Raw genomic sequence first — 24,198 nt, forward strand, 5'->3', positions numbered from 1 at the left:
AGCGAGCTTGCTCGCGATGCGCCGCGCGGGCGGCGCTCGATCTCATAAGCGCTGCATACCTGTCGACATTCGCCTGTTTAGCCTTGCATCTTCTCTATCAGCCCACAGCCAATTTCAGAACACTCCTACAGCCCGCTCGCTCTCACCTGAATAGCCTTCGCCCACCCCGCTGCATTAAGCTTTACTCCCCACCCCGGAAGGTTTCACCCATATGGAAATGCAATGGTGGATCTGGCTGGTCTTCGGCATCGCGCTGATCCTGCTCGAACTGGTCCTGCCGACGTTCTTCATCCTCTGGTTCGGCATCGGTGCCGTGCTGGTCTCGCTCATCTCGCTGGCCGCTCCCAGCCTGCAACTGGACATGCAGGTACTGCTGTGGGTGTTGCTGTCGTCGGTCACCACCGTGTGTTGGTTCAAGCTGTTCCGGCGCAAGCAGCCGGATGTGCGCTGGACCGCCGACAGCGTGATCGGTGAAGTGGGCTTGCTGACTGCCGGCGTTTCGGAATTCCAGAAAGGCCGCGTACGCTTCCAGAAGCCGATTCTGGGTAACGAAGAATGGACCTGCATCGCCGACAGCGAGATCCCTGCTGGCGAACGGGTGCGCCTTACCGCCATCGAGGGGAACACCGCCCGCGTCATCCGGGCCTGAACCTGCACAAAAAGGAATTTCGCATCATGACCAGCCTTATCGTCGTCGCGGCCATCGCCCTGTTCGTCCTGATCACCGTGTTCAAGGGGGTGCGTATCGTGCCCCAGGGCGAGGAATGGATCGTCGAGCGCCTGGGCCGCTACCACAGCACGCTCAAGCCCGGCCTGAACATCCTCATCCCCTACATGGATGTGGTCGCCTACCGCCTGCCGACCAAAGACATCATCCTTGATGTGCAGCAACAGGAAATCATCACCAAGGACAACGCAGTCATCGTCGCCAACGCGCTGTGCTTCGCCAAGGTGGTCGACCCACAGAAGGCCTCCTACGGCGTGCAGAACTTCTCGTTCGCCGTCACCAGCCTGACCATGACCTCGCTGCGTGCCATCGTCGGTGCCATGGACCTGGACGAAGCCTTGTCCAGCCGCGAGCAGATCAAGGCACGTTTGCGCGATGCGATGTCGGAGCAAACCGAAGACTGGGGCGTGACCGTGCGCTCGGTGGAAATCCAGGACATCAAGCCCTCCGAGAACATGCAGCTCGCCATGGAGCGTCAGGCGGCAGCCGAGCGTGAGCGCAAGGCCGATGTAACCCGTGCCGAAGGGGCCAAGCAGGCCGCAATCCTTGAGGCGGAAGCACGCCTGCAAGCTGCCAGGCTGGATGCCGAAGCGCAGATCAGCCTGGCCGAGGCCTCGGCGCGGGCGATTTCGCTGGTGAAGGAAGCGGTGGGCAACGAGACCGTGCCGGCCATGTACCTGCTGGGCGAGCGCTATGTCGGGGCCATGGAGAACCTGGCGGGCAGCAGCAATGCCAAGGTGGTGGTGCTGCCGGCGGACCTGCAGGAGACCGTGCGTGGGTTGATGGGCCGTAACAAGGCTTGAGATTGCGGGGGGGCTTTGCGCCCCCATTTCCCGGCAACCTGCGTCACTTCACCGCACCCCGCCATTTTTACCTATACTCCGCCTTACAATACCCACCACGATTCCTGACCGGATCTCTCCATGCCCCCACGTCGGCACATTGCCTGGATAGCCTGCCTTGCAGTGCTGTTCAACCTGCTGGCCATGCCGCTGTCTTCTGCTGCGCCCAAGGGCCCGGCCGAGCAGCTGCTGTGGGGGGCTTTCTGTTCCAGCATGGCCAACAAGGCCAAGGTCGACGTCCAGGCCCTGGCCAAGATCGACCTCGGCACGCAAAACGACGACAGCGCCAGCATGATGAACTGCTGGTGCTGCTCGGGCGCCGCACCGTTGCTGGCCCTGCCCGGCTACCCGCCACAGTTGCACAACCCGCCGACACTGCTCGCCGGGCTGTTGTCGCCACCGGCTGACTACCAACCCACGCCGCGCCAGCTTTGGCCTGCGCTCAACCCCCGTGCCTCTCCGCTGGCCTGAGTTCATCACGCTGTCTGCCTGAACCTGAACAGAACGGAGATTCACCATGCTCAAGCACGCCCTCGTCATGGCCGCCCTGCTGCTGCCTGGCGCCTTTGCCAATGCCCACGAATACAGCGTGGGCGACCTGCACATCGCCCACCCCTGGTCGCTGCAGTTGCCCCCCAACGCCCCCAACGTCGCCGCGTATTTCGTGGTGCACAACAATGGCAAGACCGATGACCGCCTGCTCAGCGTCGACAGCCCCATCAGCGATGACGCGCAACTGCACGAGCATGCCATGAGCGCCAGCGGCGCCATGAAGATGCAGCAGGTGCCCAGCGTGGTGGTACCTGCCGGCAAGAACCTGACCTTCGCCCCCAGCGCCTACCACGTGATGCTGATGCAGCCCAAGGACCGCAGCCTGCTCACCGACGGCAAGCGCTTCCCGTTGACCCTGCACTTCGAAAAGGCCGGCGACGTCACCGTCGAAGTGGCCGTACAGAAGCAGGCGCCAGCGGACCAGCCGCAAGCCCACGAACACGCGCACTGACACCTGCTGACAGGCACTCGCCATGAGCCTGCCGCGCAACAGCATCAGCCGTACCACCCGCCCTGACCGCAGGCGCGCCGGTGGCGGATGGCTGAGCCTGTTCGCCATGTGGATGATCTTCATCGGCCCGCTGATTTCCCAGTCGATGCCGATGGACCACCATGCTGGCATGAGCATGCCGATGGACATGCCGATGACGGCTGCCCATCAGCATGGCGGCGACACCCATCACGGCCACGGCAACGATGGCCAGTTGCATGTGATGTGGGAAAAGTGCGGTTACTGCAGCCTGTTGTTCAACTGCCCGGCCCTGCCCCAGGCCCTCAGCCCGCTCAGTGCCGGCAGCGTCGTCCCCACCACCCACCTGCTTGCGCCAACGCACCAGGGCCATGCCCGGCAGGCTGTATTCCCCGGTGCGCGCAGCCGCGCCCCACCTTCCTCGATCAGCGTCTGAACCCACATTTTGCGCACGAAGCCAGGAGGCTTCGCGCTAACTCATGACTGATCGACTGGAATCATTATGTCCGGCTGCACCCCTGTTTTTGCCTTGTCCCTGCGTGGGACCATCGCCGCCCTGTGCGGCTCGCTGCTCGCGCCCGTGGCCCTGGCCGCCGACCCTGGCCATGAAGGCCATGTGCACGAAGCACCTGAGCTGAGCCCGACGGTGATCACCGCCGTGGCCCCGAGTTCGCCGCTGACCGTGGTCACCAACCCGAAAGACCCGCGCCAGCCCGTACCGGCCAGCGACGGCGCCGACTACCTGAAGACCATCCCCGGCTTCTCGGCAATCCGTGCCGGTGGCACCAACGGCGACCCGGTACTGCGCGGCATGTTCGGCTCGCGCCTGAACATCCTCACCAACGGTGGCCTGATGCTGGGCGCCTGCCCTAACCGCATGGACGCGCCCACGTCCTACATCTCGCCGGAAACCTACGACCGCCTGACCGTGATCAAAGGCCCGCAAAGCGTGATCTGGGGCCCGGGCGGCTCGGCAGGCACCATCCTTTTCGAACGCGAACCAGAGAAATTTGGCACCCTCGGCAGCCGCGTGAACGCCAGCCTGCTGGCCGGCTCCAACGGCCGCTTCGACAAGGTGCTGGATGCCGCCGCCGGCAACAGCCAGGCCTATGCCCGCTTCGTCGGTAACCAGTCTCGCTCGGACGACTACCACGACGGCAACAACGACACCGTGCCGTCGCGCTGGGAAAAATGGAACGGCGATGTCGCCCTCGGCTGGACGCCCGACCAGGACACCCTGCTGGAGCTGACTGCCGGCAAGGGCGATGGCGAGGCCCGCTATGCCGGGCGTGGCATGGACGGCTCGCAGTTCAAACGTGAAAGCCTGGGCCTGCGCTTTGAAAAGTCCAACCTCGGCGAGGTGCTCGACAAGGTCGAGGCGCAGGTCTACTACAACTACGCCGACCATGTGATGGACAACTACAGCCTGCGCACCCCATCGGGCAGCGGCATGATGGGCATGCCGATGGTCAGCAACGTCGACCGTCGCACCATGGGTGCACGTATCAAGGCCACCTGGCGCTGGGCCGACGTGCAACTGATCAGCGGCATCGACGCGCAAACCAACGAACACCGCCAGCGTGGCGGCATGGGCGTGGATGCGCACAAGGGCCAGGCCTGGACCAAGGACGCCGACTTCCATAACTACGGCGCTTTCAGCGAACTGACCTGGTACGTCAGCGGTGAAGACCGGCTGATTACCGGTGCCCGCCTGGACCGCGCCTCGGCCCGCGACTTCCGCAAAGGCAGCGCCACCGAAGGCGACACTCGCGCCGACACCTTGCCCAGCGGCTTCGTCCGTTATGAGCACGACCTGGCAGCCATCCCGGCCACTACCTACATCGGCCTCGGCCACGCTCAGCGTTTCCCCGACTACTGGGAGCTGTTCTCGCCCAAGCTGGCACCACCGGGGGCGGCCAACGCCTTTGACGGTATCAAGCCGGAGAAAACCACCCAGCTCGACTTTGGCATCCAGTACCGCACCGAGCGCCTGGAAGCCTGGGCTTCGGGCTATGTCGGCCAGATCCGCGACTACATCCTGTTCGACTACCGCACCGGCATGATGGGCATGAGCACCTCTCAGGCACAGAACATCGACGCCCGCATCATGGGCGGCGAACTGGGCGCGGCCTACCAGCTGACCGAAAACTGGAAGGCCGACGGCACGCTGGCCTACGCTTGGGGCAAGAACAGCAGTGATGGCAAAGCGCTACCGCAAATGCCGCCCCTGGAGAGCCGCCTGGGCCTGACCTACAGCCGTGATGTGTGGAGCGTCGGCGCACTGTGGCGGTTGGTGGCGGCGCAAAACCGCATTGCCGAGAACCAGGGCAACGTGGTCGGCAAGGACTACGACAAGAGCGCCGGCTTCGGCGTGTTCTCGCTCAATGGCGCCTACAAGGTGAACAACAACCTCAAGCTCAGCGCGGGGGTCGACAACCTGTTCGACAAAACCTACGCCGAGCACTTGAACCTGGCCGGGAACGCCGGGTTCGGCTACCCGGCTACAGATCCACAGCCGGTCAATGAGCCAGGCAGGACCTTCTGGACCAAGGTCGATTTCAGCTTCTGATAACAACAACGGGCGCAACTTCGGTTGCGCCCATCAGCTGGTCACACAGGAGGTTCCCATGAGAGGAACACGCATCAATTTCTATAACCTGGCCTGGCGTTGGCATTTCTATGCGGGGCTGTTCGTGGCCCCGTTCATGATCCTGCTGGCAATCACCGGGATCATCTACCTGTTCAAGCCGCAGCTCGACCCGCTGCTGTACCGCGACCTGATGGTGGTCGAAGCCGGCCACCATCGACAGAGCGCCGACGTGATGCTGGCCGAAGTGCGCCAGGCCTACCCCAAGGCCCACGTCGGCCAGTACCTGCCACCGCTGAACGCGGAGCGCAGTGCGCAGTTCGTGGTGCATGACGGCGGGCGTGAGCTGAATGTGTTTGTCGACCCGTACAGCGGCAAGATCCTCGGCGAGCAGGACGGCAAGCAAAACCTGCAAGCCATCGCCCGCGCCCTGCATGGCGAACTGATGGTCGGCACGGTCGGTGACCGCCTGGTGGAGCTGGCGGCCGGCTGGGGCATCGTGCTGGTGGTGTCGGGCCTGTATTTGTGGTGGCCGCGCGGGCGCAATGGTGCCGGTGTGCTATGGCCACGGCTGTCGTCACGCGGCAGGCTGCTGTGGCGCGACCTGCATGCGGTAACCGGCTTCTGGGGCTCGGCCTTGCTGTTGCTGATGCTGGTCAGCGGCATGACCTGGACCGGCTTGTGGGGTAAGCAGTACGCCGATGTGTGGAACCGCTTCCCGGCGGCCATGTGGAACGACGTGCCCAAGTCGGACCAGCAGGCGGGTGAATTGAACAGTGCGCACCGCCAGACCGTGCCCTGGGCAATGGAGAACACACCGATGCCGCAGTCCGGCGCGCACGCCGAACACGCCGGGCACCACATGATGTCGGACATGCCCGCAGCACCCCAGGTGAGCGTGCAGCAGGTCGAAGACATTGCCACTGCCCGCCAGGTCGAGCCGGGCTACAGCATCACCCTGCCAACCACGGCAGACGGCGTGTTCACCATTGCCGTGTTCGCCGACGACCCGCGCAACGACGCCACCCTGCATGTCGACCAGTACACCGGCAAGGTCCTGGCCGATGTGCGCTGGCAGGACTACAGCCCGGTCGCCCGCGCCACCGAGCTGGGGGTAATGCTGCATGAAGGCAAGATGTTCGGGGCGCTCAACCAGATCATCATCCTGCTGGTGTGCCTGATGATCCTGCTGGGCTCGGTGAGCGGTCTGGTGATGTGGTGGAAGCGCCGGCCAACGGGTGGGCTGGGCGTACCGCCGCTGCGCCATGACCTGCCGCGCTGGAAGGCGGCGGTGGGGGTGATGCTGGTGCTGGGGGTGATGTTCCCGCTGGTGGGGGTGTCGATGGTGGTGATGTGGGTTGTCGATAGCCTGGTGGTAAGGCGCCGCCGGGTGCTGGTTCAGGCTTGAGATCGCCGGGGGCGCTTTGCGCCCCTTTCGCGACACAAGGCCGCGCCTACAGGAATGCGCGATCATTGTAGGAGCGGCCTTGTGTCGCGAAAGGGCTGCACAGCAGCCCACAGCTGCCACCCAAAAGTAGAGTCGATCTGTCGCGCCCTGAACTGGAACGCGCGTGTTAGCCTAACCGGCTACCTCAGACAAGAAGACCGACCTTACAAGGGAATGCAGCCTATGACGCAAACCTCATCCACACCGCCCGAAGAGCAACACCTGCAACGCAACCTGACCAACCGCCACATCCAGCTGATCGCCATCGGTGGCGCGATCGGTACCGGCCTGTTCATGGGCTCGGGCAAAACCATCAGCCTGGCGGGGCCATCGATCATCTTCGTCTACATGATCATCGGCTTCATGCTGTTCTTCGTCATGCGCGCCATGGGCGAACTGCTGCTGTCGAACCTCAACTACAAGTCGTTCATCGACTTCTCCGCCGACCTGCTCGGCCCGTGGGCAGGTTACTTCACAGGCTGGACCTACTGGTTCTGCTGGGTGGTCACCGGTATTGCCGACGTGGTGGCCATCGCGGCCTACACGCAGTTCTGGTTCCCGGACCTTCCACAGTGGATACCCGCGCTGACCTGTGTAGGGCTGCTGCTGTCGCTGAACCTGGTCACCGTGAAGATGTTCGGCGAGATGGAATTCTGGTTCGCCCTGATCAAGATCGTCGCCATTCTCGGCCTGGTCGCCACCGGGTTGTACATGGTCATCACCGGCTTCACTTCGCCCAGCGGGCGCACGGCGCAACTGGCCAACCTGTGGAATGACGGCGGCATGTTCCCCAATGGCCTGATGGGCTTCTTCGCCGGTTTCCAGATTGCCGTGTTCGCGTTCGTCGGTATCGAACTGGTGGGCACCACCGCAGCCGAAGCGAAGAACCCGGAGCGCACCCTGCCACGGGCTATCAACTCGATCCCGGTACGGATCATCGTTTTCTACGTGCTGGCGCTGATTGCGATCATGGCCGTGACCCCGTGGCGCGACGTGGTGCCGGGCAAGAGCCCGTTCGTGGAACTGTTCGTACTGGCCGGCCTGCCGGCGGCAGCCAGCATCATCAACTTCGTGGTACTGACCTCGGCGGCCTCTTCGGCCAACAGTGGCGTGTTCTCCACCAGCCGCATGCTCTATGGCCTGAGCCAGGAAGGTGACGCACCCAAGGCGTTCGAAAAACTGTCGAGCCGCTCGGTACCGGCCAACGGCCTGTACTTCTCCTGCACCTGCCTGTTGCTGGGTGCGGTGCTGATCTACCTGGTACCGAACGTGGTCGAGGCGTTCACCCTGGTGACCACCGTTTCGGCGGTGCTGTTCATGTTCGTGTGGACGCTGATCCTGCTGTCGTACCTGAAGTACCGCAAGCATCGTGCAGCGCTGCACCAGGCGTCGAAGTACAAGATGCCGGGCGGGCGCTTCATGTGCTACGTGTGCCTGGTGTTCTTTGCTTTCATCCTGGTGCTGCTGAGCCTGGAGGCGGATACGCGTTCAGCGTTGATGGTGACGCCGATCTGGTTCGTGCTGCTGGCGGTGACTTATCAGGGTGTGCGCAGCAGACGTCATCCACGCTCGGCTGTGCGTAACGGCTGATTGCCCTGGGGCTGCCTTGCAGCCCCAATGCTGTGCACACAAATCCCTCAGGCACCAATCTGGATCCAACCAACGCCCCAACACCTCGCACAACCCCTCTATTACGCCCCTTTTGCCACTAGGCACACCCCTTGCAACACCCCTCCCCGCTTGCCCAACACATAAAAACTCAGCGGAGAGAGCACATGAAGCGTCGCAGTCTGATCAAGGCCTTTACCCTTAGCGCATCGATTGCCGCAATGGGCCTGAGCTGGAGTATCCAGGCCGCCGAGACCATCAAGGTCGGCATTCTGCATTCGCTGTCCGGGACCATGGCCATTTCCGAGACCTCGCTCAAGGACATGGCGCTGATGACTATCGACGAGATCAACGCCAAGGGTGGTGTGAACGGCAAGATGCTAGAGCCGGTAGTAGTCGACCCAGCCTCCAACTGGCCGCTGTTCGCCGAAAAAAGCCGCCAGCTGCTGACTCAGGACAAGGTGGCGGTGGTGTTCGGCTGCTGGACGTCGGTGTCGCGTAAATCGGTGTTGCCTGTGTTCGAGGAGCTCAACGGCCTGCTGTTCTACCCCGTGCAATACGAGGGTGAAGAGATGTCGCCGAACGTGTTCTACACCGGCGCCGCGCCCAACCAGCAAGCGATCCCGGCCGTGGAATACCTGATGAGCGAAGACGGCGGCAGCGCCAAACGCTTCTTCCTGCTGGGCACCGACTACGTTTACCCGCGCACCACCAACAAGATCCTGCGCGCCTTCCTGCACAGCAAAGGTGTGGCCGACAAGGACATCGAAGAGGTGTACACGCCGTTCGGTCACGCCGATTACCAAACCATCGTCGCCAACATCAAGAAGTTCTCCGCTGGCGGCAAGACGGCGGTCATCTCAACGGTCAATGGCGACTCCAACGTGCCGTTCTACAAGGAACTGGCCAACCAGGGCCTGAAGGCCACCGACGTGCCGGTGGTGGCGTTTTCGGTAGGCGAAGAAGAGCTGCGCGGCATCGACACCAAGCCGCTGGTGGGCCACCTGGCGGCCTGGAACTACTTCGAGTCGGTGGATAACCCGGTGAACCAGAAGTTCGTTGCCGACTGGAAGGCCTACGCCAAGGCCAAGGGCCTGCCGGGCGCCGACAAGGCCGTGACCAACGACCCGATGGAGGCCACCTACGTAGGTATCCACATGTGGGCGCAAGCCGTGGAAAAAGCCAAGTCCACCGATGTGGACAAGGTGCGCGAAGCGCTGGCCGGGCAAACCTTCAAGGCGCCATCGGGCTTCACCCTGACCATGGACAAGACCAACCACCACCTGCACAAGCCGGTGATGATCGGCGAGATTCAGGATGACGGGCAGTTCAGCGTGGTGTGGGAAACCGAGCAGCCGCTGCGGGCGCAGCCTTGGAGCCCGTTCATTCCGGGTAACGACAAGCGCCCGGACTATGCAGTGAAAGGTAACTGAGTGCATTGGGGCCGCTGTGCGGCCCAATCGCGAGCAAGCTCGCTCCTACAAATGCGGTGCCCTCTGTAGGAGCGAGCTTGCTCGCGATGAATCCACCGCCGATTTCCAGGATTACCCGCATGCTCAGACTCCTGCTCACCCTGCTCCTGCTATTGCCCCTGGCAACCCAGGCCAGCGAGGGCGAATTCTTCCTCACCGCCAAGCCCGCCGAGCAAGCCCAACTGCTCGAAAGCTGGGCGGCGCAACCCGATGCCACTCGCCTGCCGCTGCTCGAAAACCTGCGCCAAGGCCGCATCGCCGCTGACGACACCCGCAAAGTACGCCTGAACAACCGCCTGCGCGGCCTGATCGACAACGCCCTGGCCAGCCACCAGTTGCTCAGCGACAACAGCGACACCCGCTTGGCCGCCGCCCAGCAATTGCAAAAAAGCGCCCAACCCGCACAAATGGCCTTCCTCGACCGGCGCTTCGCCAGCGAACCCGACGCCGCCGTGCACGCCGCCCTCGGCCTGGCCCTGGCCAACCTGCAACTGGGCGCCAGCGAGCCGGCAGTACGCCTGGCCGCCGTGCGCCTGCTGGGCGAAACCGGTGACCCGCTGGCCCGCACCCGCCTCGAAGCCCTGCTGCAGCCCGATGCAGAAAGCGACCCAGGGGTGCGCACCGCTGCCGAAACCAGCCTGGCCCAGGTCAAGCGCAAGCTGCTGGTCGGCGAACTGCTCGGCCAGGCCTTCAGCGGCCTGTCGCTGGGCTCGATCCTGCTGCTGGCGGCGCTCGGCCTGGCCATCACCTTCGGCCTGCTCGGGGTGATCAACATGGCCCACGGCGAAATGCTGATGCTCGGCGCCTACAGCACCTACATGGTCCAGGTGCTGGTACAGCGCTACGCCCCAGGTGCCATCGAGTTTTATCCACTGATTGCCCTGCCGGTGGCCTTCGCCATCAGTGCCGGGGTCGGCATGGCACTGGAGCGCACGGTCATCCGCCACCTCTACGGCCGCCCATTGGAAACGCTGCTGGCCACCTGGGGCATCAGCCTGATCCTGATCCAGGCCATCCGCCTGCTGTTCGGCGCGCAGAACGTCGAGGTGAGCAACCCGGCCTGGCTGTCGGGGGGCATCCAGCTGCTGCCCAACCTGGTGCTGCCGTACAACCGCCTGGTCATCATCGGCTTTGCCCTGGCCGTGGTGCTGCTCACCTGGCTGCTGCTCAACCGCACACGGTTGGGCCTGAACGTGCGCGCTGTCACCCAGAACCGCAACATGGCCGCCTGCTGCGGCGTGTCCACCGGGCGCGTCGACATGCTCGCCTTCGGCCTCGGCTCTGGCATTGCCGGGCTCGGCGGCGTGGCCCTGAGCCAGGTCGGCAACGTTGGCCCGGACCTGGGCCAGAGCTACATCATCGACTCGTTCCTGGTGGTGGTGCTGGGCGGCGTCGGCCAACTGGCCGGCAGCCTCTGGGCCGCCTTCGGCCTTGGTATCGCCAACAAGCTGCTGGAGCCCCAGATCGGTGCCGTGCTTGGCAAGATCCTCATCCTTGCGTTGATCATTCTGTTCATCCAGAAGCGCCCGCAAGGCCTGTTCGCCCTTAAGGGACGGGTAATCGACTGATGAACCAGCCACTGCTTGTCACCGCTACGCAAAAGGCCGGGCCGCGCCTGACGCTGGCCATCGGCGCCCTTGTCGTCCTGCTGCTGGTCGCCCTGCCGCTATTGTCACTGCTGCCGGCGGACCATGCCCTGCAAGTGTCGGCCTACACCCTGACCCTGGTCGGCAAGATCCTCTGCTACGCCATCGTCGCCCTGGCCCTGGACCTGGTCTGGGGCTACGCCGGCTTGCTGTCGCTGGGCCACGGCCTGTTCTTCGCCCTGGGCGGCTACGCCATGGGCATGTACCTGATGCGCCAGGCGGCCGGTGACGGCCTGCCGGGGTTCATGACCTTTCTGTCGTGGACCGAGCTGCCGTGGTACTGGGCCGGCACCCAGCATTTCGCCTGGGCCCTGTGCCTGGTGGTGCTGGCGCCGGGGCTGCTGGCGCTGGTGTTTGGCTGGTTTGCCTTCCGTTCGCGAATCAAGGGCGTGTACTTCTCGATCATGACCCAGGCCCTGACCTTCGCCGGCATGCTGTTGTTCTTCCGCAACGAAACCGGCTTTGGTGGCAACAACGGCTTCACCAACTTCCGCACCATCCTCGGTTTCGACATTACCGCGCAAGGCACCCGGGCCGTGCTGTTCCTGCTTACCGTCGGGTTGCTGCTGGCCAGCCTGTACCTGTGCTGGCGCCTGACCCGCAGCAAGTTCGGCCGCCTGCTCACCGCCGTGCGCGATGCCGAAAACCGTCTGATGTTCTGTGGCTACGACCCGCGCGGTTTCAAGCTGCTGGTGTGGGTGCTGAGCGCTGTGCTGTGCGGCCTGGCGGGTGCGCTGTACGTGCCACAGGTGGGCATCATCAACCCCAGCGAGATGTCGCCGACCAACTCCATCGAAGCCGCCGTGTGGGTGGCCCTGGGCGGACGCGGCACGCTGATCGGCCCGTTGCTCGGTGCCGGCCTGGTCAATGGCATGAAAAGCTGGTTCACCGTGGCCTTCCCGGAGTTCTGGCTGTTCTTCCTTGGCGCACTGTTCATCCTTGTCACCCTGTACCTGCCCAAGGGCGTGGTCGGCCTGTTGAAGAAAAGGAGCCAGCCATGAGAGGCGTGCCCCCGGTCCACCCGGAATTCATGCTGGAACCTGTGTTCGACAACCTGGGCGCCGGCCGTGATGCCATCGGCCTGGGCCAGAGCCGCAAGGCCGGCCTGGATACCCGCCACGGCACGGTGCTGAGCCTGGAGGACATCAGCGTCAGCTTCGATGGCTTCAAGGCACTCAACGCGCTGAACCTGTACATCGGCGTGGGCGAACTGCGTTGCATCATCGGCCCCAACGGCGCCGGCAAGACCACGATGATGGACGTGATCACCGGCAAGACCCGCCCCGACACCGGCAGCGCCTATTTTGGCGACACCCTCGACCTGACCCGCATGAGCGAATACCAGATCGCCCAGGCCGGCATTGGCCGCAAGTTCCAGAAGCCCACGGTGTTCGAGGCGCTGACCGTGTTCGAGAACCTGGAGCTGGCGCTGAAGACCGACAAGTCGGTGTGGGCCAGCCTGGCGGCGCGCCTGGGCGGTGAACAGCGCCAGCGTATCGAAGAGGTGCTGACCACCTTGCGTCTGCTACCCCTGGCCCAGCGCCAGGCCGGCTTGCTGTCCCATGGGCAGAAGCAGTTCCTGGAGATTGGCATGTTGCTGGTGCAAGAGCCGCAATTGCTGCTGCTGGACGAACCTGTGGCCGGCATGACCGATGCCGAAACCGAGTTCACCGCCGAGCTGTTCAAAGGCCTGGCCGGCAAGCACTCGCTGATGGTGGTGGAGCATGACATGGGCTTTGTGGGGAGCATTGCCGACCATGTGACCGTGTTGCACCAGGGGAGTGTGCTGGCAGAAGGGTCGCTGGAGCAGGTGCAGGCAGATGAGCGGGTGGTTGAGGTGTACCTGGGCCGATGATCAACTCCAAGGACAAAACATGCTGAAAATCGACACGCTGCACCAATACTACGGCGGCAGCCACATCCTCCGGGGCCTGTCCTTCGAAGCCAAGGTTGGCGAAGTCACCTGCCTGCTGGGCCGCAATGGTGTGGGCAAGACCACCCTGCTGCGCTGCCTGATGGGCCTGGTACCCGCCCGTGACGGCAGCATCGAATGGGAAGGCAAGCCGATTACCCGCCTCAAGCCCCAGCAACGGGTACATGCCGGTATCGCCTATGTCCCCCAGGGCCGCGAGATCTTCCCGCGCCTCACCGTCGAGGAAAACCTGCTGATGGGCCTGTCCCGCTTCCCGGCCCGTGAAGCCCGCGAAGTCCCCGCGTTCATCTACGAGCTGTTCCCGGTACTGGAGCAGATGAAGCAACGCCGTGGCGGTGACCTGTCGGGCGGCCAGCAACAACAGCTGGCCATCGGCCGCGCCCTGGCCAGCCGCCCGCGCCTGCTGATCCTCGACGAGCCGACCGAAGGCATCCAGCCCTCGGTCATCAAGGAAATCGGCGCGGTCATCCGCCGCCTGGCCGAGCGTGGTGACATGGCGATTCTGCTGGTGGAGCAGTTCTACGACTTTGCCGAAGAACTGGCCGACCAGTACCTGGTCATGGCCCGCGGTGAGATCGTCCAGCGCGGCCGTGGCGAAAACATGCAGGCCGAAGGTGTGCGTGGGCTGGTAACCATTTAATCTGCAAGCAACGACCCTGCGAGACGCTGTCATGAGTTACGAAATACGCGATGCCCTGCCTGCCGACGTGCCAGGCATCCTCGACATCTACAACGACGCCGTGCGCAACACCACGGCGATCTGGAACGAAACCCCGGTAGACCTGGCCAACCGCCAGGCCTGGTTCGATGCACGCGCGCAGCAGGGGTATCCGATCCTGGTGGCGGTGGATGAGACGGGGGTACTGGGGTATGCCTCGTTTGGCGACTGGCGGCCGTTCGAAGGGTTTCGCCTGACCGTGGAGCACTCGGTGTATGTCCGGGGTGACCAGCGTGGCAAGGGGTTGGGGCCGGTGTTGATGGCGGCGTTGGTCGAGCGGGCACGCGGGTGTGGCAAGCATGTGATGGTCGCGGCCATCGAGAGTGGCAATGCAGCGTCGGTGCGCCTGCATGAGCGGCTAGGCTTTGTGGTGACCGGGCAGATGCCGCAGGTGGGGGTGAAGTTTGGCCGGTGGCTGGATTTGACCTTCATGCAGTTGGTGCTGAACCCAGGTGCAGAGCCAACCTGAGATTGATGTTGCCTTAACTGGCCTCTTCGCGAGCAAGCCCGCGAAGAGGCCGGTGCAGGCAAACACACTCACATCTGAGTGAACCTGCCCAGCCGCTGGCGCAACATGTTGTTCTCGCTGCGCAACTGCTGCACCTCCTGCAAAAGCTCCAGCGCCAGCGCCACCCCTTCCCATTCCAGTTCCAGCTCTTGATGCAGCTTCGCCGCGCGCTTGGCCAATAACGGCGCCTGATCGTCGAACAACCAGTCCTCAGGCGTTCGCCCGGAGGGTTCGACAATGCCGTGCTCGACGATTTCGATCACGCAGTCCGCCGTGACATCGGCTTCCTGACACAGGGTACGCATGTCCAGTTGAACGATCAGGGTGCTGCTCATGATCACTTACTCCATTGTGCCCTCGGGTTGAACGCGGCCTTTTCGGAAAGCTTGGCCCACAGTTCACGGGTAGATTCGTCAGAAGCCGTCGGCATGACCACCTTGAGCTGCGCGTAAAGGTTGCCGCGCTCGCCCTGCTTGTTCGCCAGGCCTTTGCCCGGTACGCGCAAGCGCTGGCCGCTCTGGCTGTCGGGGCGGATGGTCAGGTTGATTTTGCCGTCCAGGGTCGGCACCGCCACCTTGGCGCCCAGGGCCGCCTCCCACGGTGCCAGTGGCACAGTGATGATCAGGTCATGGCCTTCGACATCGAACAGCGGGTGCGGTGCCATGCGGATGGTCAGGAACAGGTCACCATTGGCCCCACCACCGCTGCCCGGGGCGCCCTGGCCTTTAAGGCGGATGCGCTCGCCGTCGGTCACCCCGGCCGGGATCTTCACGTTCAGCGTCTTGGTGGTGAAACCAGTGCGCTGGCCCATGGCATTGGTTTGCGGCACCTGGAAGCTGATCTGCTTGGACTCCTTGCTCAGGGTCTCTTCAAGGAATACCGCCAGTTCAAGCTCCACGTCCTGCCCTCGCCTGCCGGCACTGCGTTGTTGCTGACGGGCGCCACCGAAAGGGTTGCCACCCCCTCGCCCACCGAAGATCGAGCTGAAGAAGTCGGAGAAGTCGCCGCCCTCGAAGCCGCCGCCACCGCCACGGCTTTCCCAGCCCGGTGGTGCCTGGAACGGCCGGCCATGCTGGCCGCCGTACTTGCGGATTTCGTCGAACTCGGCACGTTTCTGCGCGTCGCCCAGCACTTCGTAGGCCTCGTTGGCCTCTTTGAATTTGTCCTCGGCGTCGCGCTCCTTGCTGACATCGGGGTGATACTTGCGGGCCAGCTTGCGGTACGCGGCCTTGATCGCCTTGTCGTCCGCTGTGGGCTCTACGCCGAGTATCTTGTAATAGTCTTTGAAGTCCATTTATGGATCACCAATGTAAATGTGCGTGTTGCCACTGAAGATAGGGGTCAAGCATAGCCTTTCAAGGCCGCCTTGGGTTTGCCCCATGGCAGACGACTGGTCTTGATTCTGTAGCCAACTGGCATACACTGCGCGGCCGTTTTGCCTCCGGAAGCTCATTCCCCATGTCTGACGTATCCCCGGCCCGTGCCCTGGGCATCGACTTTGGCACCTCCAACTCCACGGTCGGCTGGCACCGCCCTGGCGTGGAATCGCTGATCGCCCTGGAAGACGGCAAGATCACCTTGCCCTCGGTGGTGTTCTTCAACATCGAGGAACGTCGCCCGGTGTATGGCCGCCTGGCACTGCACGAGTACCTGGAAGGCTACGAAGGCCGCCTGATGCGCTCGCTGAAGAGCCTGCTGGGCTCCAAGCTGATCAAGCACGACACCAGCGTGCTGGGCAGCGCCCTGCCGTTCAAGGACCTGCTGGGCATGTTCATCGGCGAGCTGAAAAAGCGCGCCGAGGCTGCGGCTGGCCGCGAATTCGACCAAGTGGTGCTGGGGCGCCCGGTGTTCTTCGTCGACGAAGACCCGGCTGCCGACCAAGAGGCCGAGGATACCCTGGCCGAAGTAGCGCGCAAGATTGGCTTCAAGGACGTGTCGTTCCAGTACGAGCCGATTGCCGCCGCCTTCGACTACGAGTCGGGCATCAGCCGTGAAGAACTGGTGCTGATCGTCGACATCGGCGGTGGTACGTCCGACTTCACCCTGATCCGCCTGTCGCCCGAGCGCCACCTGGTCGCCGAGCGCCAAAGCGACATCCTCGCCACCGGCGGTGTGCACATCGGCGGTACCGACTTCGACAAGCAGTTGAGCCTGCAGGGCGTGATGCCGCTGTTCGGCTACGGCAGCCGCATGAAGAGCGGCGCGCTGATGCCCACCAGCTATCACCTCAACCTGGCCACCTGGCACACCATCAACGCCCTGTATTCACAGAAGTCGCAACTGGCGCTGGGCAGCATGCGCTACGACATCGAAGACAGCTTCGGCATCGACCGCCTGTTCAAGCTGATCGAACAGCGCGCCGGGCACTGGTTGGCGATGGAGGTCGAGGCCAGCAAAATCGAGCTGACCAACAGTGAAAACCGCCACATCGACCTGCGGCGTGTCGAGCCTGAGCTGACGGCAGAGCTGACTCGCGTGCTGTTCGAAGAAGCGATCGAAGGGTTGCTGGAGCGAGTGCGGGGTAGCGTGACCGAATTGCTGGCCAAGGCTGGTGTGAGCGAAGGCCAGGTCGATACAGTGTTCTTCACGGGTGGTTCCAGCGGTATTCCGGCGCTGCGTAACAGCGTTGCGGCGATGCTGCCGAATGCGCGGCATGTGGAAGGCAACATCTTTGGCAGCATTGGTAGCGGGCTGGCCATCGAGGCGCGCAAGCGGTACGGGGCTGCTTGAGCCATTTTGGGGCTGCTTCGCAGCCCATCGCGACACAAGGCCGCTCCTACAGTGGACCGCGCAATCATTGGGTTCACGCGGTCGCCTGTAGGAGCGGCCTTGTGTCGCGATGGGCCGCAAAGCGGCCCCGGCAATCTGTCAGACCAGCTCAGCCCGCTTCAGCTCACTCTTCAGGTAGGCATAGTAGATCGGCCCCGCCACCACCCCAGGCAGCCCGAACGCCGCCTCGAACACCAGCATCGCCAGCAGCAACTCCCACGCCTTGGCACTGATCTGCCCACCCACGATCCGCGCGTTGAGGAAGTACTCGACCTTGTGGATGACAATCAGGTAACCAAGCGCCGCCGCCGCCACCCAGATCGACAGCGACAAGCCGACAATGGTGATCAGGGTGTTGGACATCAAGTTGCCGATCACCGGCAGCAAGCCCAGCAGGAAGGTCAGCACGATCAGCGTCTTGGTCAGCGGCAGGTGCACGCCGAACAGCGGCATCACCACCGCCAGGAAGATGCCGGTGAAAACCGTGTTGAGCAGCGAGATCTTGATCTGCGCGAAGACGATGTTGCGAAACGCCTTCACCAGGAGATTGAGGCGCTCGAACAGCGCCGCCGCCAGGGGCTTGCGCCGGGAAACATCGGGAATGCGCTGCAACGCGATGATGGCACCGAGGATCATGCCGATCAGCAGTGTCACGAACATGTGCGCCATGCCCTTGCCCACCAGTTGCAGATCGCTCAGGTGGCTCTTGATCCAGTCACCGATGGCCACCTTGAACTCGGCGGCGCTGGCGGGCAGGTAGCCCTCGATGAACGGCGGCAGCTGGCCACGGGCGCGCTCGACCAAGGCCATGAACTTGTCCAGCGAGGCGCCGGGGTTTTCCGCCTCGTGCAGCAGGAAGCTGAAGGCACCGGCAATCAGCAGCGTCAGGGTACTGACCACCAGCGTACCGAGCAGCGCCACGGCCAGCCAGCGGGCGCGTTGGCCGGCCAGCAGCGGTTGCAGGCGCGGGGTGAGCATGTTGACCAGTTCGAACACCAGCAGGCCGGCAAGCAGGCTGGGCAGCAACTTCAGGGGCAAGGCCAGCAGCAGCCCGGCCATGACGATGATCAGGCTGGCCAGGGTGATCTGACGGGGGGTAAAGGTCATACAGCCTCGACGGCAGACAGCGGGAATGCCCGCAGTCTGCCAGCCTTGCGCCTGCAGGCATAGGCGCAGGTCATTTCTTCTTCAGGCAGTCGCTCATGAAGGCTTTGCGTTCGTCGCCCTTCAGGGCCTTGGTGGTGGCGTCGGCGTTGCAGGTTTTCATCTTCTCTTGCTGGGTTTGCGGCACGTCCTTTTTCAGGCAAGTGCTCATGAAGGCTTTGCGCTCATCGCCCTTGAGGGCCTTGGCGGTGGCGTCGGCGTTGCAGGTTTTCATCTTTTCCTGCTGCGCGGTGTTGGCCGCGAAACCTTGGGCGCTGAACAGCACGGCCAGCACCAGTAATGGAATGTGCAGCACTTTCATGGAGTGGTCTCCTTCGCTCCGCGCCCGATGCACGGGGGTCGAGCTGAGTGTAGCCAAGAGATGCCTGACTTGAGTTTTTAGGTGGTGCAAAGATCGAGCGCCGCCCGCACGGCGCATCGCGAGCTGCGCTCGCTCCTACGTTTGTTTCGGGCCAGTAACGCCTGTGCCAGGCGCGCGCGACCGCCTGCTTCGTACAACGCGATATTCAGCCATGCGCCAAAGCGTACGCGCGCAAATCCCACAGGCATAATTGGCCCGAAATAAACGTAGGAGCGAGCGCAGCTCGCGATGCGCCGCGCGGGCGGCGCTCGACCTGACAGGCGCCACTGCTATAAAGGCGAACGCCTCCAAAATCTGCTTTTCCGAGTACCTGTTCCATGAACTACCTGTTCCCCCTCACCGCCATCCTCATCTGGGCCGGCAACACCGTGGTCACCAAGATGTCCGCCGGTGCCATCCACCCCGCCGAAATCGGCTTCTATCGCTGGCTGCTGGCCGCGCTGCTGTTCACTCCGTTCCTGCTGCCCGCCGTGTGGCGCAACCGCGCGGCGATCCGCCCGCACCTGGGCAAGGTGTTCGTGCTGGGCGTGCTGGGCATGGCGCTGTACCAGAGCCTGGCCTACTTCGCCGCCGGCATTACCAGCGCCACCAACATGGGCATCATCCTCTCGCTGATGCCGCTGATGTCACTGGCACTTTCCATCGCCTGGCTGGGCCAGCGGCTGAGCTACGGTGCCCTGTTGGGCGCAGTGATGTCGTTCTTTGGCGTACTGGAAGTGGTCAGCGCCGGCCATCCCGCCAGCCTGCTGGCACACGGCCTGAACAGCGGCGACCTGCTGATGCTGGTGGCCACCCTGGCTTACGCGCTGTACAGCTTCCTGCTGAAGAAATGGCAGCTGCGCCTGCCGCCCCTGCAGTTGCTGTACCTGCAGGTGCTGGTGGCCATCGTCGTGCTGCTGCCGTTGTTCCTGCTGTCGGACAAGACCGGCCTGAACAGCCACAACATCGGCCTGGTGCTGTACGCCTGCGTGCTGGCCTCGATGATCGCGCCGCTGGTGTGGATGCAAGCTGTGCATCGTCTGGGGCCAAGCCGCACCACGCTGTTCTTCAACCTGCTGCCGGTTGTCACCGCAGTGATCGCCGCCGTGGTGCTCGACGAACAACTGGCCCGCTATCACCTGGTCGGCGGCTTGCTGACCCTGGCTGGCGTGGTGCTGGCCGAGCGCTGGACCACGCCCATTCGCCGCTAAAGCCCCGCGGCCTTGAGCCGGGCGGCATGTTCAGTGAACAGCCGCACCGGCTCTGCACCTTTGCCCACGGCGCCGAGCGACTGGTTGACGATATCCAGATGGTCCAACGGGTAGTCGTCGCCAATCACCTGGCCCAGGTGCGAACTGAAACGCCCGACCATGCCGTCACACTGGCCCTTCTCCTTGACGAAGCTGCGCGCGAACAGGCGGCAGAATCGGTTGCTGCCGTCAAAGCGGTTGCGCCCCTGGTCGGTCAGGCCGGGCTGCAAGGTGCCGGACCACGAGTAATAGCGCACGCCATTGACCTCATACGCCCCTTCCCCACCCCAGGTCTGCGGCAGGCCCTGTGGATAAGCCTGGTTGAACAGCGCCACCCCGGCGCTGGTCAGCGACTGGTGCGAGGCGTGCACATCCACCGGCAGCGGGTCGCGGCGCCAGCCGGTTTCCAGCCACACCAGCAACACGGCAAAGCCATGCAGCACGGCCTTGAGAATACGGCCCTGGGGGGAATCGCCCGGTGCCGTTCGCTCCAGGTGGTCAGCCAACTCGGAACCATGGTTGGGGCCAGCCACCGAGGTGACCGAAGCCACCCGATCCGGCCGCCTGGCCGCTGCGTAGCGCGCACTCAGGGCACCCTGGCTATGGCCGATCAGGTTGACCTTGGCGGCGCCGGTGCGCTGGCAAATGTCTTCGATGATCGCCAGCAACTGCTCGCCACGCACCTCGCTTGAGTGCAGCGGCGAAACCTGCACCGGAAACACCCGTGCCCCGCCCTTGCGCAGGGCCGGCACGATGCCGAACCAGTACGGATAGAGCACCAACCGGACAAACCCGAGCATGCCCGGCACCAGCACCAACGGGTATCGCGTGGCCAATTCCTGCTGCATTGCCCCAGCCCCTTTCCGTGGACGACCGGCCAACACTACAGCGGCCATCATGACCATCGCAATCGAACTCCCGGCGCGCGCTGTGGTTCCAAACCACACAGACCCTTTGCAAGGAGCGGGACCATGTACAAGCAGACCCTGGCAATCCTTCTGGCAAGCGCCACCCTGGCCGCCTGCGGCAGCCGCCCGGAAAACCCGGTGGACTACGTCACCTACCGCGACGAACCGCTGGTCAAGCAGGTGGGACACGGCATGACCATGCAGAAGGTCATCGCCATCGGCGGCAGCCCGTCGAACGTGATCGACCTGCCGCACGGGGGCACCTGCAACGACTACATCCTCAACCGCGACGGCAAACAGCAGCCCTACTACGTGCGCTTCGACGCCACCGGCCATGTCGACGCCAAGGGTTTCAAAACCTGCAAACAACGCCAAGAGGACAGCGACGCCTTGCATGGCGCCTGAGTCCCACCCGCATCTACCGTCCTGACCCGTCTGGAGATAACCATGAGCAACGTTGAACTGACCGATGTGCAAACCCTGCGCGAGCGTGCCCGCCAGCATGTCGAGCAAGGCGCGGTGACCGAGGGCTACAACGCCGACCGCAAGGAGATCCTGCGCCTGCTGAACGAGTCACTGGCCACCGAACTGGTCTGCGTGCTGCGCTACAAACGCCACTACTTCATGGCCAGCGGCATCAAGGCCAGTGTGGCGGCCAGCGAGTTTCTGGAGCATGCCAACCAGGAAGCCGAGCATGCCGACAAACTGGCGGAGCGCATCGTGCAGCTGGGCGGGGAGCCGGATTTCAACCCGGACAACCTGAGCAAGAACTCCCATGCCCAGTATGTGGCGGGCAAATCGTTGAAAGAGATGGTGCTGGAGGACCTGGTGGCCGAGCGGATTGCCATTGATAGCTACCGCGAGATCATTCAGTACATCGGCGATAAAGACCCGACTACGCGGCGGATGTTCGAAGACATCCTGGCGCAGGAAGAAGAGCACGCGGACGACATGTCCGATCTGTTACAGGGGCTGTAATCGCAAGGGGCTGCCTTGTGTCGCGAAGGGCCGCACAGCGGCCCCCTGCTACTTCCGCCCTTTCACCGCCGCCGGCGCCTTGCCCGCCTTCATCTGCTGCAACAACGGCGTGCACTGGTTAGGATCATCCCCGCTGCTAGGCGCAATCAGCGCCAGCAACCCCGCCGCCGGCCCGGCCACGACACCGAGCGCCACCATTCCCGCACCGCGTAGCGCCAGCGGCAACGCCTGCACCCCGGCACTGGGCTTGGCAAACGGCCCGCGCACATACAGCGGCGAGCGCAGCGAGAACAGCCGCAGCCCTTTCGATTCCGGCGTGATCTTCAAGTCCAGCTGCTCGCTGGCGAAATTGGCCGTGCCGTTGATGTAGATGATGGCGTTCTCGGTATCGAAGATGAACAGGCGCGTTGTGGCCAGGCCATCCTTGATCCCCACATCTGCCGCCGCGCAATTGATCTTCACATCCTCGTCACCAAACAGTTTGCCGACCACGTAGTTGCCCACATTCAAACCGGCAATCTCCATCAGGCTGCGACTGATGGCGCCATCGTTGATCAGCATGCGCAGGTCGCCATTGGCCGTGCCCAGCAAAGCCGCTACCGAGTTGCCACGGCCGCTGATGTCGGCATCACCGTTCAGCTCGCCAAAACTGGTCTGCATCGGTGCAAAGGAAGGGAACAGTTGCTTGAGCTTGAAACCACGTGCAGTCAGCTGGGCACGCCCTTGCAATGGCACGTTGCGCCCGTCCAGGCGGATCTTTGAGGCCAGGTTGCCGCCCGCCACGCCAAACCGCAGGGGCTCCAGGCGCAGCAGGCCGTCTTCCAGAATCACGTGGGCCGACAAGTCATTAAATGGCAGTTGCGCGCTGTGCACGATGCGCTTGCCGGCAAAGGTGACATCCGCGTCCATGGCGCGCCAACGCTCGGTGCGGAACTCTTCCACCGGCAGCACCTTGCCCGCCGGCTGTTTGCTGGCACCGCCACGGGCCTTCTGTTCGGCGTTGGAATCGGCGCCGATCAGCGGTGCCAGGTCCTTGAACAGCAACTGGTTCGAAACCAGGTTGCCGGACAGCTTGGGCCGTGGCTGGCTGGCGACGAAGGCCAGGTCACCGTGGATATCGCTGTCACCGATCTTGCCGTTGAAGCCCTGATAGTTGAATGTCGCCCCTTGCGCCGCGTGCAGGTTGGCGTTGAGGCGGCCGTCAGTGGAGTAGGCCGGGGTGTCTGGCAGGGTCACGCCGGTCAATGGATAGAGGTTACCCAGGCTGGCGCCGGACAAGCGCAGGCGCAGGTCGAGGGCGCCGAGGTTGCGTGGATCGGTCAGGGTGCCGGCGAGCACCACATGGGTGTCGGCGATCCGTACGTCGGCCTGCAGCGGGAACGGCTGGCTGGCGTCCTGTAATGCCAACAGGCCGCCGATTTTGCCGGTGCCGGACACCGGCTGGCCCTTGTAGCGGCCCTGGGCCTTGAGCCCGAAGGCATAGTCCTGGGCACCACCGGCTTTCTCGGCGCTGGCCTTGCCGACGATATCGCTGAACGGGATCGGCTTGCCCAGCGGGTCGATCTGCACCTTCATGCTGGTTTGCAGGGTCTGGTCGTCGAAGCTGACATTGCCTTGGTCGAAACCGATGGCGCCAATGTCCAGCTGCCACTTTGAGGGCTCTGCGTTTTCGTCCTTAGGCCCGAGGTCAAAGTTCCAGTTGGCCCGGCCATCGGCCAGGCGGGTGAGGCTGGCCGTAGGTTTGGTGAGGTTGATGCGCGGGATGCTGATCTGCTGGAACAGCAACGGCAGCGGCGCCAGGCGGAACTCGACACGCTCCAGGCCGACCATCTTCGGCTCCTTGAGCCAGTCGGGGTTGCCCAACGTCAGGTCTTCGGCGATGAAGTGCGGCCACGGCACCCAGGCACGCCAGCCACCTTCCTCGGGCTCGGTGTGCCACTGCACGGCAAGGTTGCCATTGATCGCAAAAGGCCGATGCAGGGCCTCGGAAACCTTCTCGTTCAGCAGCGGCTTGACGCGGTTCCAGTCAAAGGTGGCAATCACAACCACCAGGATCGCCAGCAGTGTCAGCAGGCTGGTGAGGGTCCAGACGAGAATTCTGGCGGGACGCGTCATTGCGGGGTTCTCCTTGCGGCATGGCACAAAACGGGCGCAGCGGTGGCACTTAATATCTGGGACTGATGAAAACCCGCAGGGTTTTATCGATGGCGCCATGATAGCGAAGTTTTTCCTGGCCTTTTGCTCAGCAATTTGTCGCGCCAGGCCCTACCTGTTACCCGC

At 63.6% G+C, this 24,198-nt stretch carries 24 protein-coding genes; 18 read left to right on the plus strand and 6 right to left on the minus strand.

Translation table 11 applies throughout. From position 1 onward, the window contains the following. The first annotated feature begins 211 nt into the window (after positions 1 to 211). From QQ992_RS25130 to QQ992_RS25195, 14 genes are all read left to right on the plus strand, one after another. Complete coding sequence (locus tag QQ992_RS25130; RefSeq protein ID WP_286111455.1) at positions 212 to 649, plus strand: NfeD family protein; 438 nt, start codon at positions 212 to 214, stop codon at positions 647 to 649. A 26-nt stretch (positions 650 to 675) separates the two neighbouring features. Continuing rightward, complete coding sequence (locus QQ992_RS25135; RefSeq protein ID WP_016712216.1) at positions 676 to 1,530, plus strand: SPFH domain-containing protein; 855 nt, start codon at positions 676 to 678, stop codon at positions 1,528 to 1,530. Positions 1,531 to 1,650: 120 nt separating this feature from the next. After that, positions 1,651 to 2,040 carry a DUF2946 domain-containing protein gene (locus QQ992_RS25140; RefSeq protein WP_105946284.1) on the plus strand — a complete coding sequence of 130 codons (390 nt, stop codon included), beginning with the start codon at positions 1,651 to 1,653 and terminating at the stop codon, positions 2,038 to 2,040. 46 nt (positions 2,041 to 2,086) lie between these two features. After that, positions 2,087 to 2,572 carry a copper chaperone PCu(A)C gene (locus QQ992_RS25145; RefSeq protein WP_286111457.1) on the plus strand — a complete coding sequence of 162 codons (486 nt, stop codon included), beginning with the start codon at positions 2,087 to 2,089 and terminating at the stop codon, positions 2,570 to 2,572. 22 nt (positions 2,573 to 2,594) lie between these two features. Further along, entirely contained in the window at positions 2,595 to 3,026 is a 432-nt protein-coding gene (locus QQ992_RS25150; protein ID WP_110740814.1) for a DUF2946 domain-containing protein, read from the plus strand. Positions 3,027 to 3,092: 66 nt separating this feature from the next. Continuing rightward, complete coding sequence (locus QQ992_RS25155; RefSeq protein WP_105946286.1) at positions 3,093 to 5,159, plus strand: TonB-dependent copper receptor; 2,067 nt, start codon at positions 3,093 to 3,095, stop codon at positions 5,157 to 5,159. Positions 5,160 to 5,217: 58 nt separating this feature from the next. Beyond that, entirely contained in the window at positions 5,218 to 6,585 is a 1,368-nt protein-coding gene (locus QQ992_RS25160) for a PepSY-associated TM helix domain-containing protein (protein WP_286111461.1), read from the plus strand. Between the two features lie 222 nt (positions 6,586 to 6,807). Beyond that, positions 6,808 to 8,214 carry a D-serine/D-alanine/glycine transporter gene (cycA, locus tag QQ992_RS25165; RefSeq protein WP_286111463.1) on the plus strand — a complete coding sequence of 469 codons (1,407 nt, stop codon included), beginning with the start codon at positions 6,808 to 6,810 and terminating at the stop codon, positions 8,212 to 8,214. A 185-nt stretch (positions 8,215 to 8,399) separates the two neighbouring features. Beyond that, positions 8,400 to 9,665 (plus strand): urea ABC transporter substrate-binding protein, encoded by a 1,266-nt coding sequence (gene urtA / locus QQ992_RS25170; RefSeq protein WP_016712223.1) that lies wholly within the window; start codon positions 8,400 to 8,402, stop codon positions 9,663 to 9,665. 86 nt (positions 9,666 to 9,751) lie between these two features. After that, positions 9,752 to 11,272: an urea ABC transporter permease subunit UrtB gene (gene urtB, locus QQ992_RS25175; protein ID WP_433963126.1), complete on the plus strand. Its 1,521-nt coding sequence runs from the start codon at positions 9,752 to 9,754 to the stop codon at positions 11,270 to 11,272. Then, on the plus strand, positions 11,272 to 12,351 hold the full coding sequence (gene urtC, locus QQ992_RS25180; protein WP_019098563.1) for an urea ABC transporter permease subunit UrtC: 1,080 nt from the start codon (positions 11,272 to 11,274) through the stop codon (positions 12,349 to 12,351). Before urtB ends, urtC begins: the two co-directional genes overlap by 1 nt. Further along, the gene (gene urtD, locus QQ992_RS25185) at positions 12,348 to 13,205 is read left to right on the plus strand and encodes an urea ABC transporter ATP-binding protein UrtD (protein ID WP_016712226.1); all 858 of its coding nucleotides are present in this window, start codon (positions 12,348 to 12,350) and stop codon (positions 13,203 to 13,205) included. The genes urtC and urtD overlap by 4 nt, the downstream gene beginning before the upstream one ends. 19 nt (positions 13,206 to 13,224) lie before the next feature. Next, the gene (gene urtE, locus QQ992_RS25190; RefSeq protein ID WP_105946291.1) at positions 13,225 to 13,923 is read left to right on the plus strand and encodes an urea ABC transporter ATP-binding subunit UrtE; all 699 of its coding nucleotides are present in this window, start codon (positions 13,225 to 13,227) and stop codon (positions 13,921 to 13,923) included. A 31-nt stretch (positions 13,924 to 13,954) separates the two neighbouring features. Next, positions 13,955 to 14,470, plus strand: a complete 516-nt coding sequence (locus QQ992_RS25195) for a GNAT family N-acetyltransferase (protein ID WP_286111465.1) — start codon at positions 13,955 to 13,957, stop codon at positions 14,468 to 14,470. Positions 14,471 to 14,538: 68 nt separating this feature from the next. Here QQ992_RS25195 and QQ992_RS25200 read toward each other — a convergent pair whose 3' ends face one another. Both QQ992_RS25200 and cbpA read right to left on the minus strand, forming a co-directional pair. Then, positions 14,539 to 14,844 (minus strand): chaperone modulator CbpM, encoded by a 306-nt coding sequence (locus QQ992_RS25200; RefSeq protein ID WP_198752972.1) that lies wholly within the window; start codon positions 14,842 to 14,844, stop codon positions 14,539 to 14,541. 2 nt (positions 14,845 to 14,846) lie between these two features. Beyond that, complete coding sequence (cbpA, locus tag QQ992_RS25205; RefSeq protein WP_286111467.1) at positions 14,847 to 15,803, minus strand: curved DNA-binding protein; 957 nt, start codon at positions 15,801 to 15,803, stop codon at positions 14,847 to 14,849. Positions 15,804 to 15,967: 164 nt separating this feature from the next. On the opposite strand from cbpA, the gene QQ992_RS25210 reads away from it, so the two are divergent. Then, positions 15,968 to 17,239 (plus strand): Hsp70 family protein, encoded by a 1,272-nt coding sequence (locus QQ992_RS25210; protein WP_286111469.1) that lies wholly within the window; start codon positions 15,968 to 15,970, stop codon positions 17,237 to 17,239. Between the two features lie 138 nt (positions 17,240 to 17,377). Here QQ992_RS25210 and QQ992_RS25215 read toward each other — a convergent pair whose 3' ends face one another. Beyond that, positions 17,378 to 18,385, minus strand: a complete 1,008-nt coding sequence (locus QQ992_RS25215) for an AI-2E family transporter (protein ID WP_060498558.1) — start codon at positions 18,383 to 18,385, stop codon at positions 17,378 to 17,380. A gap of 70 nt (positions 18,386 to 18,455) precedes the next feature. Continuing rightward, positions 18,456 to 18,743 (minus strand): PsiF family protein, encoded by a 288-nt coding sequence (locus QQ992_RS25220; RefSeq protein WP_025754342.1) that lies wholly within the window; start codon positions 18,741 to 18,743, stop codon positions 18,456 to 18,458. A 377-nt stretch (positions 18,744 to 19,120) separates the two neighbouring features. Here QQ992_RS25220 and QQ992_RS25225 point away from each other — a divergent pair, with 377 nt between their 5' ends. Continuing rightward, positions 19,121 to 19,993, plus strand: coding sequence for a DMT family transporter (locus QQ992_RS25225; RefSeq protein WP_286111471.1), 873 nt, complete (start codon positions 19,121 to 19,123; stop codon positions 19,991 to 19,993). Here QQ992_RS25225 and QQ992_RS25230 read toward each other — a convergent pair. Then, on the minus strand, positions 19,990 to 20,880 hold the full coding sequence (locus tag QQ992_RS25230; RefSeq protein ID WP_286111473.1) for an esterase/lipase family protein: 891 nt from the start codon (positions 20,878 to 20,880) through the stop codon (positions 19,990 to 19,992). The genes QQ992_RS25225 and QQ992_RS25230 overlap by 4 nt on opposite strands. A 123-nt stretch (positions 20,881 to 21,003) precedes the next feature. Between QQ992_RS25230 and osmE the strand changes: the two genes are divergently transcribed. Together osmE and QQ992_RS25240 are read left to right on the plus strand one after the other, a co-directional pair. Further along, positions 21,004 to 21,345 (plus strand): osmotically-inducible lipoprotein OsmE, encoded by a 342-nt coding sequence (osmE, locus tag QQ992_RS25235; protein ID WP_286111475.1) that lies wholly within the window; start codon positions 21,004 to 21,006, stop codon positions 21,343 to 21,345. 42 nt (positions 21,346 to 21,387) lie between these two features. After that, positions 21,388 to 21,918 (plus strand): ferritin-like domain-containing protein, encoded by a 531-nt coding sequence (locus QQ992_RS25240; RefSeq protein ID WP_105946297.1) that lies wholly within the window; start codon positions 21,388 to 21,390, stop codon positions 21,916 to 21,918. A gap of 48 nt (positions 21,919 to 21,966) precedes the next feature. Here QQ992_RS25240 and QQ992_RS25245 read toward each other — a convergent pair whose 3' ends face one another. Beyond that, positions 21,967 to 24,033: an AsmA family protein gene (locus tag QQ992_RS25245; protein ID WP_286111476.1), complete on the minus strand. Its 2,067-nt coding sequence runs from the start codon at positions 24,031 to 24,033 to the stop codon at positions 21,967 to 21,969. Positions 24,034 to 24,198: the final 165 nt, after the last annotated feature.

This window comes from Pseudomonas kurunegalensis (assembly GCF_030291635.1).
GTDB classification, from domain to species: Bacteria; Pseudomonadota; Gammaproteobacteria; order Pseudomonadales; family Pseudomonadaceae; genus Aquipseudomonas; species Aquipseudomonas monteilii.